At 72.8% G+C, this 20,008-nt stretch carries 19 protein-coding genes; 8 read left to right on the top strand and 11 right to left on the bottom strand.

The annotated features are described in order from the left end of the window. Positions 1-48 precede the first annotated feature (48 nt). A complete protein-coding gene (locus AC07FT_RS24520) occupies positions 49-432 on the bottom strand; it encodes a cold-shock protein (protein WP_308358768.1) in 384 nt (127 codons plus the stop codon). Between the two features lie 146 nt (positions 433-578). Between AC07FT_RS24520 and AC07FT_RS24515 the strand changes: the two genes are divergently transcribed. Then, entirely contained in the window at positions 579-878 is a 300-nt protein-coding gene (locus AC07FT_RS24515) for a hypothetical protein (RefSeq protein ID WP_254752125.1), read from the top strand. Positions 879-915: 37 nt separating this feature from the next. On the opposite strand, the gene AC07FT_RS24510 is transcribed toward AC07FT_RS24515, so the two are convergent. Continuing rightward, a complete protein-coding gene (locus AC07FT_RS24510; protein WP_471203538.1) occupies positions 916-1,548 on the bottom strand; it encodes an HAD family hydrolase in 633 nt (210 codons plus the stop codon). A 96-nt stretch (positions 1,549-1,644) separates the two neighbouring features. Further along, complete coding sequence (locus tag AC07FT_RS24505) at positions 1,645-2,913, bottom strand: hypothetical protein (RefSeq protein ID WP_479178113.1); 1,269 nt, start codon at positions 2,911-2,913, stop codon at positions 1,645-1,647. 113 nt (positions 2,914-3,026) lie between these two features. On the opposite strand from AC07FT_RS24505, the gene AC07FT_RS24500 reads away from it, so the two are divergent. Further along, complete coding sequence (locus AC07FT_RS24500) at positions 3,027-5,717, top strand: helicase C-terminal domain-containing protein (protein WP_479178112.1); 2,691 nt, start codon at positions 3,027-3,029, stop codon at positions 5,715-5,717. A 1-nt stretch (position 5,718) separates the two neighbouring features. Here the strand turns inward: AC07FT_RS24500 and AC07FT_RS24495 are convergent, their stop codons facing one another. Next, on the bottom strand, positions 5,719-6,588 hold the full coding sequence (locus AC07FT_RS24495; RefSeq protein ID WP_479178111.1) for a VanZ family protein: 870 nt from the start codon (positions 6,586-6,588) through the stop codon (positions 5,719-5,721). A 173-nt stretch (positions 6,589-6,761) separates the two neighbouring features. Between AC07FT_RS24495 and AC07FT_RS24490 the strand changes: the two genes are divergently transcribed. Continuing rightward, complete coding sequence (locus AC07FT_RS24490) at positions 6,762-8,411, top strand: DNA repair helicase XPB (RefSeq protein WP_479178110.1); 1,650 nt, start codon at positions 6,762-6,764, stop codon at positions 8,409-8,411. Positions 8,412-8,448: 37 nt separating this feature from the next. On the opposite strand, the gene AC07FT_RS24485 is transcribed toward AC07FT_RS24490, so the two are convergent. Beyond that, complete coding sequence (locus AC07FT_RS24485) at positions 8,449-8,640, bottom strand: hypothetical protein (RefSeq protein WP_432037719.1); 192 nt, start codon at positions 8,638-8,640, stop codon at positions 8,449-8,451. 355 nt (positions 8,641-8,995) lie between these two features. Between AC07FT_RS24485 and AC07FT_RS24480 the strand changes: the two genes are divergently transcribed. Continuing rightward, positions 8,996-11,077 carry a HelD family protein gene (locus tag AC07FT_RS24480; protein WP_479178109.1) on the top strand — a complete coding sequence of 694 codons (2,082 nt, stop codon included), beginning with the start codon at positions 8,996-8,998 and terminating at the stop codon, positions 11,075-11,077. A 195-nt stretch (positions 11,078-11,272) separates the two neighbouring features. Here the strand turns inward: AC07FT_RS24480 and AC07FT_RS24475 are convergent, their stop codons facing one another. Beyond that, complete coding sequence (locus AC07FT_RS24475; protein WP_479178108.1) at positions 11,273-12,001, bottom strand: copper homeostasis protein CutC; 729 nt, start codon at positions 11,999-12,001, stop codon at positions 11,273-11,275. Positions 12,002-12,057: 56 nt separating this feature from the next. On the opposite strand from AC07FT_RS24475, the gene AC07FT_RS24470 reads away from it, so the two are divergent. Then, positions 12,058-12,723: an HD domain-containing protein gene (locus AC07FT_RS24470; RefSeq protein WP_479178107.1), complete on the top strand. Its 666-nt coding sequence runs from the start codon at positions 12,058-12,060 to the stop codon at positions 12,721-12,723. Position 12,724: 1 nt separating this feature from the next. On the opposite strand, the gene AC07FT_RS24465 is transcribed toward AC07FT_RS24470, so the two are convergent. Further along, positions 12,725-13,414, bottom strand: a complete 690-nt coding sequence (locus AC07FT_RS24465) for a haloacid dehalogenase type II (protein WP_479178106.1) — start codon at positions 13,412-13,414, stop codon at positions 12,725-12,727. A gap of 255 nt (positions 13,415-13,669) precedes the next feature. On the opposite strand from AC07FT_RS24465, the gene AC07FT_RS24460 reads away from it, so the two are divergent. Beyond that, positions 13,670-14,893, top strand: coding sequence for a Cmx/CmrA family chloramphenicol efflux MFS transporter (locus AC07FT_RS24460; protein WP_479178129.1), 1,224 nt, complete (start codon positions 13,670-13,672; stop codon positions 14,891-14,893). Between the two features lie 16 nt (positions 14,894-14,909). On the opposite strand, the gene AC07FT_RS24455 is transcribed toward AC07FT_RS24460, so the two are convergent. Then, complete coding sequence (locus tag AC07FT_RS24455) at positions 14,910-15,185, bottom strand: DUF4031 domain-containing protein (RefSeq protein ID WP_471203556.1); 276 nt, start codon at positions 15,183-15,185, stop codon at positions 14,910-14,912. Continuing rightward, a complete protein-coding gene (locus AC07FT_RS24450) occupies positions 15,185-15,541 on the bottom strand; it encodes a hypothetical protein (RefSeq protein WP_471203558.1) in 357 nt (118 codons plus the stop codon). The genes AC07FT_RS24455 and AC07FT_RS24450 overlap by 1 nt, the downstream gene beginning before the upstream one ends. Before the next feature lie 125 nt (positions 15,542-15,666). Between AC07FT_RS24450 and AC07FT_RS24445 the strand changes: the two genes are divergently transcribed. Continuing rightward, a complete protein-coding gene (locus AC07FT_RS24445; RefSeq protein ID WP_479178105.1) occupies positions 15,667-16,596 on the top strand; it encodes a MurR/RpiR family transcriptional regulator in 930 nt (309 codons plus the stop codon). Positions 16,597-16,683: 87 nt separating this feature from the next. Beyond that, on the top strand, positions 16,684-17,634 hold the full coding sequence (gene murQ, locus AC07FT_RS24440) for an N-acetylmuramic acid 6-phosphate etherase (protein ID WP_479178104.1): 951 nt from the start codon (positions 16,684-16,686) through the stop codon (positions 17,632-17,634). Between the two features lie 100 nt (positions 17,635-17,734). Here murQ and groL read toward each other — a convergent pair whose 3' ends face one another. Both groL and AC07FT_RS24430 read right to left on the bottom strand, forming a co-directional pair. Then, positions 17,735-19,360, bottom strand: coding sequence for a chaperonin GroEL (gene groL / locus AC07FT_RS24435; RefSeq protein WP_254752083.1), 1,626 nt, complete (start codon positions 19,358-19,360; stop codon positions 17,735-17,737). Between the two features lie 353 nt (positions 19,361-19,713). Continuing rightward, entirely contained in the window at positions 19,714-19,920 is a 207-nt protein-coding gene (locus AC07FT_RS24430) for a cold-shock protein (protein WP_009716982.1), read from the bottom strand. Between the last annotated feature and the right edge of the window lie 88 nt (positions 19,921-20,008).

Genomic DNA, 20,008 nt, shown 5'->3' with positions numbered 1-20,008 from the left:
TCCGGGGGCCCGCACGGTGCGGGGCGCCCGGGTCGGACGTCGGACCGATCAGACGTCGAGCTGATCGGCGACCGCGCGCAGCATGCCCGCGATCTTGTGGCCGTGCGCCTTGTCCGGATACCGGCCGCGCTCCAACTGCTGGGTCACGTTCTCCAGCAGGGTGGTCAGATCCTGGACGATGGACGCCAGCTCGTCCGGCTTGCGCCGCTGGGCCGCCGCGACCGACGGTGTCGGGTCAAGGATCGTCACCGAAAGTGCCTGGTCACCGCGGTTTCCCGCCACCACGCCGAATTCCACGCGCTGCCCCGGCTTCAGGGCGTCCACGCCGTCCGGAAGCACTGACGAGTGCACGAAGACGTCACCGCCGTCATCGCGGGAGAGAAAGCCGAAGCCCTTCTCGCTGTTGAACCACTTGACCTTGCCGGTAGGCACGTCTGTCCTCGTCCTCGTCGCTCGTCGGAAAACACGGAAAAACAGCTCTGGATAGCACTACAGCGGGTCGTAGGACCCGCCACCACCAAGGCTAATGGTCCCGAGCCTGGTGACAAGACGTACCCGGATGGTTCCGGGTGGTTCGCATGGGCGCTCAGGCACCGATCTACCCTGGTGCGGTGAGCAATGAAACCCCGCACCGTGGCAGCCCTCCCGACGGGCCGGGCGACCGGCTGGTCCGTATCGGCGTGATCGTCTTCGTCGTCGGCGCGATCGCCACCCTGGCCACCGTCGCACCCATGTTCCTGGGCGCGGATCCGCTGCCCACCGCCGCGTATCTGATCTCGATGCTCATGGGCGTCGGCTTCGCGCTCGCCGCGGCCGGGGTGCTGCGGTCGATCACGGCGCAGCGACGGGAGGCCGCGCGGGTCACGGACGGCCGCTAGGCCGTGTCCGGTCGGTCTTCCTGCCGGTCTTCGTGGATCAGCTTCCGGCCGACCGGCCGTCGAGGTGCTCCGCCAGCCACACCGGGAACGCGGTCAGATCGGTGAGCACCACGTCGGCCCCGGCCTGACGCAACTCCTCCGCACCGCAGGGACCGGTGGGGACCGCCACCGACAGCGCGTCCGCGAGGCGCGCGCCCCGTACGTCGCCGGTGTGGTCGCCGACGTAGACCGTCGCCCCGTGCTCGCGCAGCGCCTCCGCCTTGGCCTCGGCCCACAGCCAGCCGACGACCGCGTCCGGCACGATGCCCAGGTGGCTCAGGTGGAGTTCGGCGTTGGGCTCGTGCTTGGCGGTCACCACGACACTGCGGCCCCCGGCCCGCCGCACCGCCTCGATCGCCTCCCGGGCACCGGGCAGCGCGGCTGTGGGCGCTATCGCGAACTCCGGGTAGAGCGCGCGGTAGAGATCGCTGATCTCCGGGATCCGCTCATCGGGGAACCAGTGTGCGAGCTCCTGCTCCAGCGGCGGCCCCAGCCTGGTGACGGCCAGCTCCGCGTCGACGAAGGTGCCGGTGCGGGCGGACAGCTCCTCGTACGCCGCCTTGATACCGGGCCGGGAGTCGATGAGCGTCATGTCCAGGTCGAAGCCGACCGTCACCGTGTGCGAAGCCATGTCCTTCATTGTGCCGTCCGCGCGGCGGCCTCCCGCGGTCAGGTTGACCTGCCGCGTTGACACGGTGGGTTGACCCAAGGGACCGCGCGGTAGGAGTCAGCCCCGGCGCCGCGCCCGCCACACCAGGAAGAGCACCGTGGCGACGGCCGCGGCCCGGACGATCACCGGCCAGGTGTCCGTCAGCGCGTCCTTCATCCCGTCCTTCGGGATCGGGTCGCCCCACTTGCCGTTGGCACGCCCCCACAGCCAGACCATGCCCCCGGCCGCGACAAGACCCGGCATGCCCAGCACGGCCCACTTCGCCTCGGCGCGGGAGTGCCTGCCGGTGGTGTACGCCAGCACCCAGCCGAAGCCCAGCAGCAGGATGTTGCCCATCGCGGCACCCGCGATGAGCAGGGCGATCGAGAGCAGCAGCAGCGGGCCGAGCCCCGCCAGCCACCCGGCCCCGGCGGCCCGGCCCCCATCCTCCGCCGCGGCCTTGCCCGGACCGAACAGGGTGCGGCGCAGCAGCCCGCGCCGACCCGCGCCGGTGCCCTCCGCTTCGCCGTCCGCCTCGGCTTCCGCCTCCTCCTCGGCCGCGGCCCGCTCGGCGGCGTCCCGTTCGAACCGCTCGCGCCGTTCCCGGCGCTCCTGCTCGGCCGAGGTACCGCCGAGCAGCTCGGGGATCTCGATCCCGCCGACGAACCCCTCGACGGCGCCGTACTGCGCGTCGTGCTGCTCGGGCTGGGCGAACGGCCCCGGCTCCACATGCCACCAGTCGGGGTTGGACTCGCGCGGGCCGAGCTCGTCCTCGCCCGCGAGGTGCGGCGGTGACGCGGCGGCCGACCGCGGGGCGGGGATGGCGGGCCCGTCGGGGGTGACCGGGGTGTGCTTGATCAGGGAGGTGCCGTCGCCCGCCCCGTTCCCGTACCCCCCGCTGTCGTTCCCCTTGCGCGGGGTGGGCACCTTGCCGCCGGTCAGCCCGGTGCGTTCGGCGAGTCCGGCCAGTTTGTCGCGGGCCGCCCGCGCCGCGCCCGCGGCGCCGCGCGGCGGTTCGGAGGTGACCGGACCCGACACGCCCGGGCCGGAGGGTTCCGGTGCCGACGCTCCGCTGGAGGGGCCGCCCGGCGCGCCCGCGCCCGGGCCGGGATCGGGGGCCCGGCCACCCGCGGCGGCGACCACCTCGGCCGGCGAGCCCAGCTTGGCGAGGATCCGCTTCACCCCGGCCGCGCTGTCCGCTCCGCCGGTGGCCCGCCGGTGGTCGATATCGGCGCGGAGCCCGGAGACCAGCCGCATCCGGTCACCCGACGGCAACCCCTGCTGCTGGGCCAGGTCCCCGACACGGCTCAGATAGTCGTAGACGAGCTTCTCGCTCTCGATCCCCACCAAGACCCCTGAGAATGCGCACGGTCGGCGTACCAGACGGCTTCGACCGTACCGTGCGGGAGCGGATTCCCGCCGCACCACCGGCGTCCGCCGCCCCGGGTACTGTGGATCGAATGACCAGCTCGCGGAATCGGGAGGCGCGCGTGGCGGCAGAGACCGGCCCGGCGGACAGCGGCCGCGGCGCGCCGCGCACACTCGCCGAGGAGCTGCGCACCCGCCCCGACGACGCCCTCGCGACGCTGCTGCGCGCCCGTCCCGATCTGCTGTCCCCCGTCCCGAACGACCTCACCCAGCTCGCCACCCGGGCCGGGACCCGCGCCTCGGTCGTACGGGCGGTGGAGCGCCTGGACCGGTTCGCGCTCCAGACCGCCGAGGCGCTGGCCGTCGCCCCGGACCCCTGCCCGTACGAGACGCTGCGCGACCTGATGACGGGGACGGGCGACCAGCCGGGGACGGGCGGCGAACCGGCCGGGGCGGGCTCCCTGCCCGACGGGCTGCGCGCGCGGATCGCCGAGGAGCTGCCGCGCGCCGTCGCCACCCTGCGCGGCCAGGCCCTGGTGTGGGGCGGCGACGACCGGTTGCGGCTGGTCCGCACCGCCCGTGAGCTGCTGACCCCGTCCCCCGGCGCACCGTCCCCGACCGGGCTGGGCCCCACCGTCCAGGAGGCCACGGCCGGGACGTCGCCGGGGCGTCTCCAGGAGTTGCTGGCCACCGCCGGACTGCCGCCCACCCACGATCCGGTGACGGCCGTGGCCGCGCTCGCCGGGCTGTTCGGCGACCGCGCGCGGATGGCCGCGCTGCTGGCCGGGGCACCGGAGGGGGCCCTCGCCGTCCTGTCCAAGCTGGTCTGGGGGCCGCCGTACGGCGAGGTGTCCGTGGCCGCGCCGAGCCCGCCCGTCGCCTGGCTGCTGGAGCGCGGGCTGCTGCTGCCGTCCGGGCCGCGCAATGTGGTGCTGCCCCGTGAGGTGGCCCTCCATCTGCGCGGCGGCCGGGCGCACCGCGCTCCCGAACCGCTGCCCCCGCCGCTGCCGCCCGCCGCGGAACACCGTCCACAGGCTGTGGACAGCACCGCCGCGGGCCAGGCGTTCACCGCCCTGGACACCGTCGAGGAGCTGATGGGGCAGTGGGAGACCGCCGCGCCGCAGGTGCTGCGCGCGGGCGGGCTGAGCGTACGTGACCTCAAGCGGACGGCCGCCGCGCTCGACGTGACCGAGCAGACCGCCGCCTTCTGGATCGAACTGGCCTACGCGGCCGGTCTTCTGGCCTCCGACGGGGAGACCGACGAGCGCTACGCCCCCACACCCGCCTACGACGACTGGCTGCGGCTGGCCCCCGAGGAGCGGTGGGCCGGGCTGGTCTCCGCCTGGCTCGCCGCGACCCGTACGGCGGGTCTGATCGGCGGCCGGGACGCCAAGGGCCGTACGCTCGCCGCGCTCGGCCCGGAGCTGGACCGCTCCCCGGCACCGGAGGTGCGCCGCCGACTGCTCACCCTGCTGGCGGCGCTCCCGTCGGGGGCCTCGGCCGACGCCGACGGACTGCTGGCGCGACTGCGCTGGGAACGGCCGCCGCACCGGGGGGCCGCACCGGCCGTTCCGGCACCGTCGTCACCCGCGGGTGCCGGTTCCGTTCCCGGTTCCGCTTCCGCTGCCTCCCCGGCTTCTTCCGGTGACGATCTGCGGTCGCGGCTGGCCCGCTGGACCCTCACCGAGGCCGAGCTCCTGGGCGTCACCGGCCGCGGCGCCCTCTCCTCCCACGGCCGAGCGCTCCTCGGTCTGCCGCCGGAGGGTCCGGCGGCCGTGGCCGTGGCCGCGCAGCCGGCCACCCCCGCCGAGACGGCCACCGCGACCGCGAACGCCGCCCGGCTGCTCGCCCCGCTGCTGCCCGAGCCCCTGGACCATGTACTCCTCCAGGCCGATCTGACCGCTGTCGCGCCCGGCCCCCTGGAGCGTCCGCTCGCCGAGACGCTGGGCGTACTGGCCGAGGTCGAGTCCAAGGGCGGTGCCACGGTCTACCGCTTCACCCCCGCCTCCGTGCGCCGTGCCCTCGACGCCGGGCGGGCCGCCGACGATCTGCACACCTTCCTCGCCGCGCACTCCCGCACCCCCGTGCCCCAGCCGCTGGCGTACCTGATCGACGACGTGGCGCGCAAACACGGCCATCTGCGGATCGGCGCCGCCTCCGCGTATGTGCGCTGCGACGATGAGGCGCTGCTGGTGGAGATCCTCGCCGACCGCCGTTCCGCCGGGCTGCGGCTGCGCCGTCTCGCCCCCACCGTGCTGGCCTCCCAGGCCCCGCCGGACGCACTGCTCGACGGTCTGCGCGCCATGGGGTACGCACCGGCCGCCGAATCCGCCGAAGGCGATGTGCTGATCACCCGCGCCGAGGCCCAGCGCACCCCGCCCCGCACCGCGCCCACCCCGGTGCCGGACGGGCCGCCGCGGCCCGACGACACCCTGCTCGGCGCCGCCGTCCGCGCCATCCGCGCCGGGGACCTCGCCGCCACCGCACCCCACAAGCCGGTACCGGCCGCGGTCGGCGCCGATGGCACGAGCGCGTCCGGCGGCCGGCTGCCGCGCACCACCTCCGCGGACACCCTCGCCACCATGCAGGCCGCGGCCCTCACCGGGTCCGCCGTCTGGATCGGCTACGTCAACGCGGACGGCGCCGCCAGCCAGCGCGTCATCGCCCCGGTCCGGGTCGAGGGCGGTTTCGTCACCGCGTACGACCACACCGCGGACGAGGTCCGCACCTATCCGCTGCACCGCATCACCGGCGTCGCCGAACTGGCCGACGAGGCCGGGTAGCTCACACCGCGGGGCCTCCCGCCGCGGAGGAGGACGAGGGCTTGGTCCAGCGGTGCCACCAGTGGCGGCGCCGCGGGTGCAGGGCACGGCCGAGCAGCCGCCCGACCAGGACGTAGCCCAGCAGGGCACCGCTCGTATTGAGGATCACGTCGTCGACGTCGAAGGCACGCCCCTCGACGATCAGCCCCTGTGCCGTCTCGACCATGACCATCACCAGCCCGGTCACCAGCACCACCCGCACCGCGCCCCGCGCCCGGGGCATCAGCATGGGCAGCAACACCCCGAAGGGCGCGCCGAGCAGCACATTGCCGCCGATCTGCTTGACCGTGTCCTGGAAGGCGGGCTGATCGAGGTACGCGCGCAACGAGGCGCCCGGCCGCATGTTCGTGTGCACGAGGTCGGACGAGCCGGGCGACGGCACGAGCGTCGCCCCGGCGAGCGCCACCGCGAACCCCACCATGCAGACGAACGCCAGCAGCAGCACCAGCACGCGCGCGGCCTGCGCCCGCCACGAGTCCCGCTGGAGCAGCGGCCGCTTGGGCGCGGCCGCCGCCTCCGTCGCCGGTGCCTCGGCGGCCTCCGGAGTCGGCTTCGACCGCGGCTTCGGGGGCAGCGCCTCCGTGGTCCTCGTGGCCGACGCCTTGGTGGCCGACGCCTTGCCGGCCGTCGTCTTCTTCGCCGGTGTCCGCTTGGCGGCCGTCTTCTTCGCCGCTGTCGTCTTCGCCGCCGTCGTCTTCTTCGGCACGCCCGCCGCCTTCTTCTTCGTCGTCTCGGCGGGCTTCTTCGTCGTCGCGCTCTTCGGAGTCTTCTTCGCGCCGGTCGTCTTTGCCGCGCCGGTCTTCCGGATCTCCCACCCGGCGATTGTGACCACAGGGACCAACCTCCCACCGCTGTCTCTGTCCCCGCTTGCCCGTAGCGGTGGGGAGTATCCCTGTGGCTCTGTGCGACCGCTCCGCTACATCTCCCCGCCCGTTCCGCCCGATGGGGGACACTGGTTCTTTGGCCACCCGGCCGAGCCCCAGCGAAACGGAAGGATCCAGGCGCGTGAATGGACCCCTCATCGTCCAGAGCGACAAGACCCTCCTGCTCGAGGTGGACCACGAGCAGGCGGACGCCTGCCGCCGCGCCATCGCGCCCTTCGCCGAGCTGGAGCGGGCGCCCGAGCACATCCACACCTATCGGGTGACCCCGCTCGGGCTGTGGAACGCCCGCGCCGCCGGGCACGACGCCGAGCAGGTCGTCGACGCGCTCGTCGAGTTCTCGCGCTACCCCGTACCGCACGCGCTGCTCGTCGACGTCGCCGAGACGATGGCCCGCTACGGGCGGCTGCGGCTGCTGAAGCACCCCACCCACGGGCTGGTGCTGGAGACCAGCGACCGCCCGGTGCTGGAGGAGATCCTGCGGTCCAAGCGGGTCCAGCCGCTGGTCGGCGCGCGGATCGATCCGGACTCGGTGGTAGTCCACCCCTCCGAGCGCGGGCAGATCAAGCAGACGCTGCTGAAGCTGGGCTGGCCCGCCGAGGACCTGGCCGGTTATGTCGACGGTGAGGCCCACCCCATCGAGCTGCGGGAGGACGGCTGGGGCCTGCGGCCGTACCAGAAGCAGGCCGTCGAGGGGTTCTGGCACGGTGGGTCCGGGGTGGTCGTCCTCCCCTGCGGCGCCGGAAAGACGCTGGTCGGGGCGGGCGCGATGGCCACCGCCAAGTCCACCACGCTGATCCTGGTGACCAACACCGTCTCCGCCCGGCAGTGGAAGCACGAGCTGGTGCGCCGCACCTCGCTCACCGAGGAGGAGATCGGTGAGTACAGCGGTACGCGGAAGGAGATCCGCCCGGTCACCATCGCCACGTACCAGGTGCTGACCACCAAGCGAAAGGGCATCTACCCGCACCTGGAGCTGTTCGACTCCCGCGACTGGGGTCTGATCGTCTACGACGAGGTGCATCTGCTGCCCGCGCCCGTCTTCAAATTCACCGCCGACCTCCAGGCGCGGCGGCGGCTCGGGCTGACGGCCACGCTGGTCCGCGAGGACGGCCGCGAGTCCGACGTCTTCTCGCTCATCGGGCCCAAGCGCTTCGACGCACCCTGGAAGGAGATCGAGGCCCAGGGCTACATCGCGCCCGCCGACTGCGTCGAGGTCCGCGTCAATCTGACGGAGACCGAGCGGCTGGCGTACGCCACGGCCGAGACCGAGGAGAAGTACCGCTACTGCGCCACGACCGGTTCCAAGCGCCGCGTCACCGAGGCGCTGGTGGCCCGGCACCGGGGGCAGCAGACCCTGGTGATCGGTCAGTACATCGACCAGCTCGACGAGTTGGGCGAGCATCTGGACGCGCCGGTCATCAAGGGCGAGACCACCAACGCCCAGCGCGAGAAGCTCTTCGACGCCTTCCGGCAGGGTGAGCTGTCCGTGCTCGTCGTCTCGAAGGTCGCCAACTTCTCGATCGACCTTCCCGAGGCCACGGTCGCCATCCAGGTGTCCGGCACCTTCGGCTCCCGCCAGGAGGAGGCCCAGCGGCTGGGGCGGGTGCTGCGGCCGAAGGCCGACGGCCATCCGGCGGTGTTCTACTCGGTCGTCGCGCGCGACACGATCGACCAGGACTTCGCCGCGCACCGGCAGCGGTTCCTGGCCGAGCAGGGGTACGCGTACCGGATCGTGGACGCGGGGGAGCTGCTGGCGGACGAGGACGTGTGACGGGGCGCATCGGGGCCGGGTCCACGCGGGGGCGTGCTCAGCGTCTGGGTACCGTCACGCCCCGCGCGTCGTCCCCGTACGAACCGAGAACGGCCACGCTGAACGCCGTGCCCGCGAAGATCCGCACCGCGCGGAGGGCCTGGCCCACCAGGTGACGGGGGTGGGCGGCGGCGCCCGCGGCGGCGTCCTGGCCGGTGCTTGCGCTGGTGCTGATCGCTGCGGTGGTCATGTCCTCCAGCATGCTGCGCGGGTCCGGCCGCGGCATCGACCTGCCGGTGTAATCGGCCCGGCGGCGGCGTACGACCGCAGGGCCATGCCGTCCCCTCCGGAAGGACGAGCACGCCCCTGAGACGGACCGGGACGCGGGTCCTGCCGGAGGATGACCGCCCGACGACCGGACGACGACCGGACGGTGAAGAAGACGGCGGAAAAATCGTTCGCAACCGCGATCCGCCCTGGCTACACTCGCGCGTCTGCCGCCTCCCGTACGGGGAGAGCCGCCGTCCGGTCGGAAACCGGTCGGCATCTCGAGCTCGTCGAACGTTCCTCATTCGCCCTGCCGCACCCTGCCCGGAGGCTACGCCGTGCCCTCGCACGTCCCTGACCCGTCCGACGCCCCGACCGACGCCTCTTCCGACCCGCTCGCCCGGGAACGCTCCCACCTCAGCGCCTCCCGTGCCGCCCTGCGCGCCATGCGCGCCGACGTCGAGGCGCTCGACCTCCGGGACGTCACCGCCAACTGGGTCAACGCCGAGGTGCTGCAACGCCAGGTCGAGGACCGCATCAAGGCACTCGCCGACCTCGCCGACACCCCGCTCTTCTTCGGCCGGCTGAACTACCTCCACGCCCCCGGCGCGGAGACGGCGGAGGGCGCCGAGGGCGAGCTCTTCTACATCGGGCGGCGGCATGTGCACGACGCCGACGGCGACCCCATGGTCATCGACTGGCGCGCCCCCGTCTCCCAGCCCTTCTACCAGGCGTCGAAGAAGGCGCCGATGGACATCGCGCTGCGCCGCCGCTTCGGCTACACCGGCGGTGAACTGACCGCCTACGAGGACGAACGCCTCAGCGACCCGGACGAGGCCGAACACTCCAGCAAACTGCTCCAGGCCGAGATCGAGCGTCCGCGCGTCGGCCCGATGCGGGACATCGTCGCGACGATCCAGCCCGAGCAGGACGAGATCGTCCGCGCCGGGATCGGCGGCACCGTCTGCGTCCAGGGGGCGCCGGGCACCGGAAAGACGGCCGTGGGCCTGCACCGGGTGGCCTATCTGCTCTACGCGCACCGCGAGCGGCTGGCCCGCTCCGGCACCCTCGTCATCGGCCCGAACCGCTCCTTCCTCCACTACATCGAGCAAGTTCTCCCCGCGCTCGGTGAGTTGCAGGTCGCCCAGGCGACCGTCGAGGACCTGGTGGCCCATGTGGAGGTGCGCGGCACCGACACCGCCGAGGCCGCCCGGCTCAAGGGCGACGCCCGGATGGCCGAGGTGCTGCGGCGCGCCCTGCGGTCACATGTGTCCGTCCCCGCCGAACCCTGTGTGGTGGTGCGCGGCTCCCGCCGCTGGCGGGTGCCCGCGTACGAACTGGAACAGATGGTGCGGGAGTTGCTGGACCGCGACATCCGTTACGGCGCGGCCCGCGACGCCCTGCCGCAGCGGATCGCCCACGCGGTGCTGGTCCGTATGGAACAGGCGGGTGAGGCCCCCGACGACCGGGTGCAGGACGCGGTGGCCCGCAACGCGGCGGTCAAGGCGGCGGTCAAGGCGATCTGGCCCGCCGTCGACCCGGCCAAGCTGGTGCTGCGGCTGCTCTCCGACGCCGACTTCCTGGCCGCGCACGCGGACGGAATCCTCGACGCCGACGAGCGGAAGGCCGTGCTCTGGACCAAGCCCGCACGGGGCGTGAAGACCGCGAAGTGGTCCCCGGCGGACGCGGTGCTGATCGACGAGGCGGCCGACCTCATCGAGCGCACCCACTCCCTCGGCCATGTGGTCCTCGACGAGGCGCAGGACCTCTCCCCCATGCAGTACCGCGCGGTCGGCCGCCGCTGCACCACCGGCTCGGCGACGGTGCTGGGTGACCTCGCACAGGGCACCACCCCCTGGGCGACGGCCAGTTGGGAGGAGGCCCTCACGCACATGGGCAAGGCGGGGGCCACGGTGGAGGAGCTGACCCAGGGCTTCCGCGTACCGCGCGAGGTGATCGCCTACGCGTCACGGCTGCTGCCGGACATCGCCCCCGGCCTCAACGAGGCCACGTCCGTCCGCGAGGCCGCGGGCGACTTCGCGGTGCGGGCCGTGGATCCGGCCGGGCTGGACGACGCGGTCGTGACGGCCTGCCGGGAGGCGCTGACGCACGAGGGTTCGATCGGTCTCATCGCCGCCGATGCCCGGGTGCCGGTGCTGGCGGAGAAACTGGCGGCGGCGGGGCTGGCGTATCTCGCCCCGGGCGAGGAGACCAGCGCGGACGCCCGGCTCACCCTGGTCCCGGCGACGCTGGCGAAGGGTCTGGAGTACGACTACGTGGTCCTGGACGAACCGGCGGCCGTGGTGGACGGCGAACCGGATGAACGGACCGGCCTGCGCCGGCTGTATGTGGCGCTGACGCGGGCGGTGTCGGGGTTGACGGTGGTGCATGGGGCGGGGTTGCCGGAGCGGTTGCGGTAGGTGCGGGCGGAGCGCGGGTGCGTTTTCCCGGGTGCGGGGCCGGGGCCTCCGGGGCGGGGTCCTGGACCGTCTATTTACGGCGCCGGTGCCCGGGAGCGTGAGCCTGGGCCGGAGATTGGCGCCACAAATACACGAAAGTGTCCCGGACCCCGCCCCTGCGACCCCGGCCCCTCCCGTCTCGTCGGCGGCTCTCCGTCAGCCCACCGGGACGGGCACGTCCAGCGCGGTGCGCCACTGACGGACGGCGGCCGTGTCCACGGGGCCGTCCCATCCGGCGGGACGGGCGGCACCGCCGATGTGGAAGGCGTCGATCCCCGCCGCGCGGAGGGCGGACAGATGGCCGAGGCGCAGTCCGCCACCGGCCATGATCCGCGGCTCGTAGCCGGGCAGACCGGTGCGGGCGGCCTCGACGAGGAGGGTCGGCAGCCCCTCGTCCACTCCCTGTGCCGATCCGGCGGTGAGGTAGGTGTCGAGACCGGGGAGGTCCGCGAGTTGCTTGCGGAGCGTGTCGCGGTCGGCGGCCCGGTCGATGGCGCGGTGGAAGGTCCAGCGGCTCTCGTCCATACCGGGTCCGGCCCCGATGACCTCGATCAGCTCGGTGATCGAGGAAAGGTCGACGTCACCGGTGTCGGTGAGGAACCCCAGCACGAACTCGTCGGCGCCCTCGGCGTACAGCGCGGCGGCGCGCCGGCAGAGGGCGTCGAGGTCGGCGGCGTTCCCGGCGGCGAAGCCGTCGGACGCGCGGAGCATCACCCGCACCGGGATGTCGACGGCCGACCGGACGGCGGCGAAGGTCTCCCGGGAGGGGGTGAGCCCGTCGGCGGCCATGTCGGTGACCAGTTCGAGGCGGTCCGCCCCACCGGCCTGTGCGGCGATCGCGTCAGCGGGGTGGAGCGCGATCACCTCGAGAACTGGTCTAGACATGCTTCTCAGCTTGCCACACGGCGCCGGAGGCGAAACCGGTACCCCACAATTGGCTCATGTCCGCCCCCGCGCGCCACCCCGCCCATGACGCCCTGCTCGCCCGCTGGACGACCCTGCTGACCGGTGCCCGCGAGGTCAGTGCCCCTCCGGCGGCCCCCTACGGCGAAGACCTCCTGGCCCGCTGGGCCGAGCCCCAGCGCCGGTACCACACGACGGACCACCTGATCGCGGTCCTCGACCGGATCGACGAACTGCTCGTCGACGTCCCGGCACCCGACCCCGACGCCGTCCGGCTGGCGGCCTGGTTCCACGACGCCGTCTATCTGCCGGAGCGGTCGACGAACGAGGACCGCAGTGCGCGACTGGCCGAGCGGGCACTGCCGGAGGCGGGCGTCCCCGCGGCACGGACGGAGGAGGTGGCCCGTCTGGTGCGGATCACCGCGGACCACGATCCGGCCGACGGCGATCTCAATGCCGAGGTGCTGTGCGATGCCGATCTGGCCGTTCTGGCCGGTGCGCCCGGGGACTACGCCGCTTACGCGGCGGCCGTGCGGGAGGAGTACGGATTCGTGCCCGACGATGTCTTCCGCGAGGGCCGCGCCAACGTCCTGCGCCAACTGCTGGGGCTGGGGCGGTTGTTCCGTACGGCGGTCGGCCATGACCGCTGGGAGGCGGCGGCCCGCCGGAACATGGCCACGGAGCTGGAGCTGTTGGGGGCCTGACTCAGGCTCCCTCGAGCTGGTCCGCCAGATCGGCCAGGCCGGAGGCGTACAGGTCGAACCGGTCCGAGGGCAGGGGCGGGTCACCGACCGGGCGGGCCACGTAGGCGGTGCGCAGTCCGAGGTTCTGCGCCGCGCGCAGGTCCCAGGCGTGGGCGGCGACCATCATCAGCCGCTCCGGCGGTCGTCCGGAGACGGTGACGGCCAGCCGGTAGACCGCCGGATCCGGCTTGTAGCTCCGGGCGTCCTCGGCGGAGAGGGCCTGGTGCCAGCGCAGTCCGGCGTGGGCGTTGAGCTCCAGCAGTGCCGTACGGCTCGCGTTGGAGAGCCCGATCAGCGGGAACCGTCCGGCGAGACGGGCGAGCCCCGCCTCGGTGTCGGGCCACGGCGAAAGGCGTCGGCCCGACCGGGCCAACGCCGCCACGGCGGCCGGATCCTCGACCCCGGCGGCCTCGGCGACCAGCCGGGCGGCCTCCCCGTCGAGGGCGTCACTGGCGAGGAAGGGCCGGGTCCCGTCGAGGATGCGGCGCTGCTCGCGGTCGATGTGCTGTTGCCACAGCGCGACGAGCCGCTCGGTGCCGGGGTCGTCGAGCGACGGGTCGAATGCCCGGATGCCGGAGCGGATACCGGCGGGTTCGTCGACGAGCGTGCCGAGCACGTCGAACACAAGGGCATCGATCTTCGACTTGGGCATGGCGTCTCCCAGGACGGGGCAGGGAGTCACTCTCAACATCATCGGCGGCCATGGGGATTCCCGTCCGGAGGAATGCCGTGGTTCACGGTGGGCGGCGCGCTCAGCCGTAGGAGGCGGACCACCCGCCGCTGGTGAAGTGGCACACCCCATCGGGTGCGATGTGCGCACTACTGCCGTAGATCGGAAGGCCGCCCAGGAATGCACGACGGCCCCGGCCATGTTGTGATCGGCATGTCCTCCCGCGCCAGCGTCCACATGCCCGTCGCCGTGTACGTCCTCGGTCTGTCCGTCTTCGCGCTCGGGACGTCCGAGTTCATGTTGTCCGGGCTGCTGCAGCCCGTGGCGCGGGACATGGGGGTGTCGATCCCGACGGCCGGGCTGCTGGTGTCCGCGTTCGCCATCGGGATGGTGGTCGGGGCGCCGCTGCTGGCGGCGGCCACGTTGCGGTTGCCGCGGCGGACGACGCTGATGGCACTGCTCGCCGCCTTCGGACTCGGTCAGGTGGCGGGGGCGCTGGCGCCGTCGTACGGGGTGCTGTTCGCGTCGCGGGTGGTGAGCGCGCTCGCCTGCGCCGGGTTCTGGGCGGTGGGCGCGGCGGTGGCGGTGTCGCTGGTGCCGGTGAACGCGCGGGCGCGGGCGATGGCCGTGATGGTCGGGGGCCTGAGCATCGCCAATATCGCGGGAGTGCCCGCGGGGGCGCTCCTCGGCCAGCACGCCGGGTGGCGCGCCGCGTTCTGGGCGGTGGCCGGACTTTCGGCGCTGGGACTGGTGGGCGTGGCCGCGCTGGTGCCGCGTACGGAGGTGCCGGGCGGTGCGGACGCCCCGCGGCTGCGGAACGAGCTGAGGATCTACCGCGACCGGCAGGTCTGGCTGGCACTGCTCACCACCGCGCTCAACGGCGGGGCCGTCTTCTGCCTGTTCTCGTATCTCGCGCCGCTGCTGACGGATGTGGCCGGGCTCGCGGAGAGCTGGGTGCCGACCGTGCTGGCGCTGTTCGGGGTGGGGGCGCTGATCGGTACGGCGATCGGCGGGCGGATCGCGGACGCCCATCTGTTCGGCACGATGTACGGCGGCATAGCCGCCTCGGCGGCGGTCCTGGCCCTGCTGGCGCTCACCGCGCGGTCCCCCGTGGCGGCCGTGACCCTGGCACTGCTGCTGGGAGTCACCGCCTTCTTCACCGCACCCGCGCTCAACGCCCGGATGTTCAACGTGGCGAACGCCGCGCCGACGCTGGCGGGTGCGACCACGACCGCCGCCTTCAACATCGGCAACACGGTCGGACCGTGGCTGGGCGGGCTCGTGATCAGCGCGGGCTGGGGCTATCCGGCGGTGGCCTGGACCGGTGCGGTGATGGCCACCCTCGCCATCGGAACGACCGCGCTCGCCTCCCGGATCCACCAGGCGGAGAGCGGCTCACGAGTGATCACGGGTTCGGCGACCACGCCCCTGAACCGGGAGTCCAGCCGCGCCACGCGGTGATCCGCGGGAGCGCCCCTCACGCCCCCGCGGTCCGCGCCCGCTTCGGGCGGCGCAGGCCGGCCGCCGTCAGGCGGCGGAGCAGTTCCTTGCTGCCGACCTCCTCGGCTCCGGCCCGGACCGCCGTGTCGTAGAGCTCGCTCGGGACGTCGTAGTGGTCCCGGTCGAAGCCGCGGCGGGGGGCGCCGATGCGGTCGGCGAAGGCGTGGAGTTCGTCGTAGGAGACGTCGCTCACCAGGTGTGACCACATACGGCCGTGGCCCGGCCAGGAGGGCGGGTCGATCAGGACGGCCATCAGAGGGTCGCCCCGAGGGAGCCCACACGGGCCACCGCGACCGCTGTCTTGCCGCAGACCCAGTGCGGGTCCGCGCCCAACTCCGGTTCCACGTCGAGGGCGTGGAGATCGCCGCCCTCGGTGCAGACCGGGCACAGCGGCCAGCGGCCGTACCGCTCCAGCAGGGCGTCCTGGACGTCCTGGGCGACCAGCCCGGCCACGTACTCGGCGCCTTCCGGCCACTGCTCGACCCACCACCGCCGGTGCGTGATCGCGTCCTCGACCAGGGAGACGATGTCCGCCTGGGCGACCTTTCCCGCCGCGAGATCGGCAAGGACGAGCGCACGCGCCGCGTGCAGTGCGTGTTCGAGCTTCATGGGTCCCATTGTCACCTTTGCTGCGCGCGGGCGCCCGCCCATCACCCTCCGTATGCGCCGCCCCGGTGACATACCGGGGTACGCCCAGGGTTGACGGTCACCCTGACTGGAAATAGTTTTCACGCGTGAGCAGTAAGCTGAAGGAAACTTTCACCCCGTCCGAGGCCCCCGCTCCCGCACCGGCCGCCCTCGCGGCGAAGGTCCGTACGCTGGCTCCCTCCATGACCCGTTCCATGCAGCGCGTCGCCGAGACCGTGGCGGGTGATCCGGCCGGTTGCGCCGCGCTCACCGTCACCGGGCTCGCCGAGCGCACGGGTACCAGCGAAGCCACCGTCGTACGCACCTCCCGGCTGCTCGGGTACCCCGGATACCGCGATCTGCGTCTCGCGCTCGCCGCGCTGGCGGCGCAGCAGGCGGCCGGACGGGCCCCGGCGGTCACGGCGGACATCGCGGTGGACGACCCGATCCCCGATGTGATCGCCAAGCTGGCGCAGGAGGAGCAGCAGTGTCTGGCGGACACCGCCGCCGGGCTGGACACCGCCCAGCTGGAGTCGGCCGTCTCGGCGCTCGCCGCCGCCCGGCGGATCGACGTCTACGGGGTGGGGGCCTCCAGTCTGGTCGGCCAGGACCTGGCGCAGAAGCTCCTGCGCATCGGGCTGATAGCCCACGCCCATGCCGATCCGCATCTGGCGGTCACCAACGCCGTGCAGCTCCACTCGGGCGACGTGGCCGTCGCGATCACCCACTCGGGCCGCACCACGGACGTCATCGAACCGCTGCGGGTCGCCTTCGAACACGGGGCGACCACCGTGGCGATCACCGGACGGCCGGACAGCGAGGTCGCCCAGTACGCGGACTTCCTCCTCACCACCTCCACCGCCCGCGAGAGCGAGCTGCGCCCGGCCGCCATGGCCAGCCGCACCAGTCAGCTGCTGGTGGTGGACTGCCTGTTCATCGGGGTCGCCCAGCGTACGTACGAGTCGGCCGCGCCCGCGCTGTCCGCCTCGTACGAGGCGCTCGCCCACCGGCACGACCCCCGCCCCCGGCACCGCTGACCCCGTACCCGAGAGCACCGAGCCACCCCCGAGTCATCACCTCACCCCCACCCCCGCCACGCTGACTATGGGAAAGAGCCGTTTCGCATGACTTCCGCCGCCGACCAGGGCCGGAGCCCGGCAGAGCTCCGGGCCCAGCTGGAGACCCTCACCACCGAGGCGTTCCGCCCCGAACTCGCCGAGATCGACCGGCTCGACACGCTGGAGATCGCCCGGATCATGAACGGGGAGGACGCCACCGTCCCCACCGCCGTCGCCGCCCAGCTCCCCCGGATCGCCGCCGCCATCGACGACATCGCCGCCCGGATGTCCCGCGGCGGACGGCTGGTCTACGCGGGCGCGGGCACCGCGGGACGGCTCGGGGTGCTCGACGCGAGCGAATGCCCACCCACCTTCAACACCCGGCCGGGCCAGGTCCTCGGAGTGCTCGCGGGCGGTCCGCAGGCCATGGTGACCTCCGCCGAGGGAGCCGAGGACAGCGGGGAACTGGCCGCCGCCGATCTGGACGCACTGGGGGTGGGCGAGGCCGACGCGGTCGTCGGGATCTCGGCCTCCGGCCGCACCCCGTACGCGATCGGCGCCGTCGGGCACGCCCGGTCCGCGGGGGCGCTCACCGTGGGGCTGTCCTGCAACGCGGGCTCGGCGCTGGCCGCCGCGGCCGACCACGGGATCGAGATCGTGGTGGGGCCGGAGCTGGTCACCGGCTCGACCCGGCTGAAGTCGGGCACCGCCCAGAAGCTGGTGCTCAACATGATCTCGACCATCACCATGATCCGGCTCGGCAAGACCTTCGGGAACCTGATGGTCGATGTCCGCGCCTCCAACGAGAAGCTGCGGGCCCGTTCGCGCCGGATCGTCTCGCTGGCCACCGGTGCCCCGGACGAGCGCATCGAGCGCGCGCTCGCGGCCACGGACGGCGAGACCAAGAACGCCATCCTCACCATCCTGGGCGAGGTGGACGCGCCGACGGCCGAGCAGCTGCTCGGCGAGGCGGGCGGCCGGCTGCGCGCGGCCCTGGAGGCCGCGCGGGCGCGCTGAGCGCTCCGCGGGGCCGGAAGAGAACGCCGTCGGGGCGGCACCCCTGGGAGAGGGTGCCGCCCCGACGATCTCAGGACGGTTCGACCGACGAAGACGTCGATCAGAAGTCCATGTCACCGCCCGGCATGCCGCCCGGAGCGCCCGCCGCGGCGGCCTTCTCCGGCTTGTCGGCGATGACGGCCTCGGTGGTGAGGAACAGCGCGGCGATCGACGCGGCGTTCTGCAGCGCGGAGCGCGTGACCTTGGCCGGGTCGATGATGCCCTCGGCGATGAGGTCGACGTACTCGCCGGTGGCGGCGTTCAGGCCGTGGCCCGGGGTCAGGTTGCGCACCTTCTCCACCACGACACCGCCCTCGAGGCCGGCGTTGACCGCGATCTGCTTCAGCGGGGCCTCGAGCGCCAGGCGGACGGCCTGGGCACCGGTGGCCTCGTCACCCTCGAGCTCCAGCTTCTCGAAGACCGAGACGGTCTGGAGCAGGGCCACGCCACCACCGGCGACGATGCCCTCCTCGACGGCGGCCTTGGCGTTGCGCACCGCGTCCTCGATGCGGTGCTTGCGCTCCTTGAGCTCGACCTCGGTCGCGGCACCGGCCTTGATGACGGCCACGCCGCCGGCCAGCTTCGCCAGGCGCTCCTGGAGCTTCTCGCGGTCGTAGTCCGAGTCCGAGGACTCGATCTCGGCGCGGATCTGGTTGACGCGGCCCTGCACCTGGTCGGTGTCGCCGGCGCCGTCCACGATCGTGGTCTCGTCCTTGGTGACCGTGACCTTGCGGGCGCGGCCGAGCAGGTCGATACCCGCGTTCTCCAGCTTGAGGCCGACCTCCTCGGAGATGACGGTGCCACCGGTGAGGATGGCGATGTCACCGAGCATGGCCTTGCGGCGGTCACCGAAGCCCGGGGCCTTGACGGCGACGGACTTGAAGGTGCCACGGATCTTGTTGACGACCAGGGTCGCCAGGGCCTCGCCCTCGATGTCCTCGGCGATGATCAGCAGCGGCTTGCCGGACTGCATGACCTTCTCGAGCAGCGGGAGGAGGTCCTTCACGCTGGTGATCTTCGAGTTGACGATCAGGATGTACGGGTCGTCGAGCGACGCCTCCATACGCTCCATGTCCGTCGCGAAGTACGGGGAGATGTAGCCCTTGTCGAAGCGCATGCCCTCGGTGAGCTCGAGCTCGAGCCCGAAGGTCTGCGACTCCTCGACGGTGATGACGCCTTCCTTGCCGACCTTGTCCATCGCCTCGGCGATGAGCTCGCCGATCTGGGTGTCGGCGGCGGAGATGGAGGCGGTGGAGGCGATCTGCTCCTTGGTCTCCACGTCCTTGGCCTGCTCGAGCAGCTGGGCGGAGACGGCCTCGACGGCCTTCTCGATGCCGCGCTTCAGGGCCATCGGGTTGGCACCCGCGGCGACGTTCCGGAGGCCTTCCTTGACCAGCGCCTGGGCCAGGACGGTCGCGGTCGTCGTGCCGTCACCGGCGACGTCGTCCGTCTTCTTCGCGACCTCCTTGACCAGCTCGGCGCCGATCTTCTCGTACGCGTCCTCGAGCTCGATCTCCTTGGCGATGGACACACCATCGTTGGTGATCGTGGGGGCGCCCCACTTCTTCTCGAGGACGACGTTGCGGCCCTTGGGGCCGAGGGTGACCTTGACGGCGTCGGCGAGCTGGTTCATCCCGCGCTCGAGGCCGCGCCGTGCCTCCTCGTCGAACGCGATGATCTTGGCCATGTGAAGTGGTCCTCCCAAGACTTAGGGGGTACCTCCCAGGCCGTCAGGCCGTGGGGGCGGGTTGCTCCGGACCGCGCTGGCGCCCGCGACGGACGGCCTGTCTGCCCTGCGGTTCCTTGCCCCACATGGCCGACGGGCCTCACCGACCCGGTCCTTCTGTCACTCTCACTCGTAGAGTGCTAACGCCAATGATTAGCACTCGACCCATGAGAGTGCAAGCGCCCGAAGGGCGTCCCGGAGGGGTGGCGGCCGGGTGACGGGTGGGCGCAGGGGCGGGACACGCCGGAGGGCCCGCACCCCGTAGCGGGGTGCGGGCCCTCCGACAGTCCAGTCAGCTGCCTCGCGTCGGCGCGTCAGCCGACGGCCACGCGGACCATGTCGGCCTGCGGGCCCTTCTGACCCTGCGAGATCTCGAACTCCACCCGCTGGCCTTCCTCGAGGGTGCGGTAGCCGTCCATCTGGATCGCGCTGTAGTGGACGAACACGTCCGCACCACCGTCGACCGCGATGAAGCCGTACCCCTTCTCCGCGTTGAACCACTTGACGGTGCCCTGAGCCATTCCTAACTCCCCTATTGCTGGCCCTTTTGCGCAGGACCGCACTCCGCGGACCCGGGTCAGACCTCACCCTCCGGTCAGGGAGGGTGTG

The sequence above is a fragment of the Streptomyces sp. NPDC045899 genome (assembly GCF_056431485.1).
This window is presented reverse-complemented; position numbering and strand designations above follow the sequence as displayed.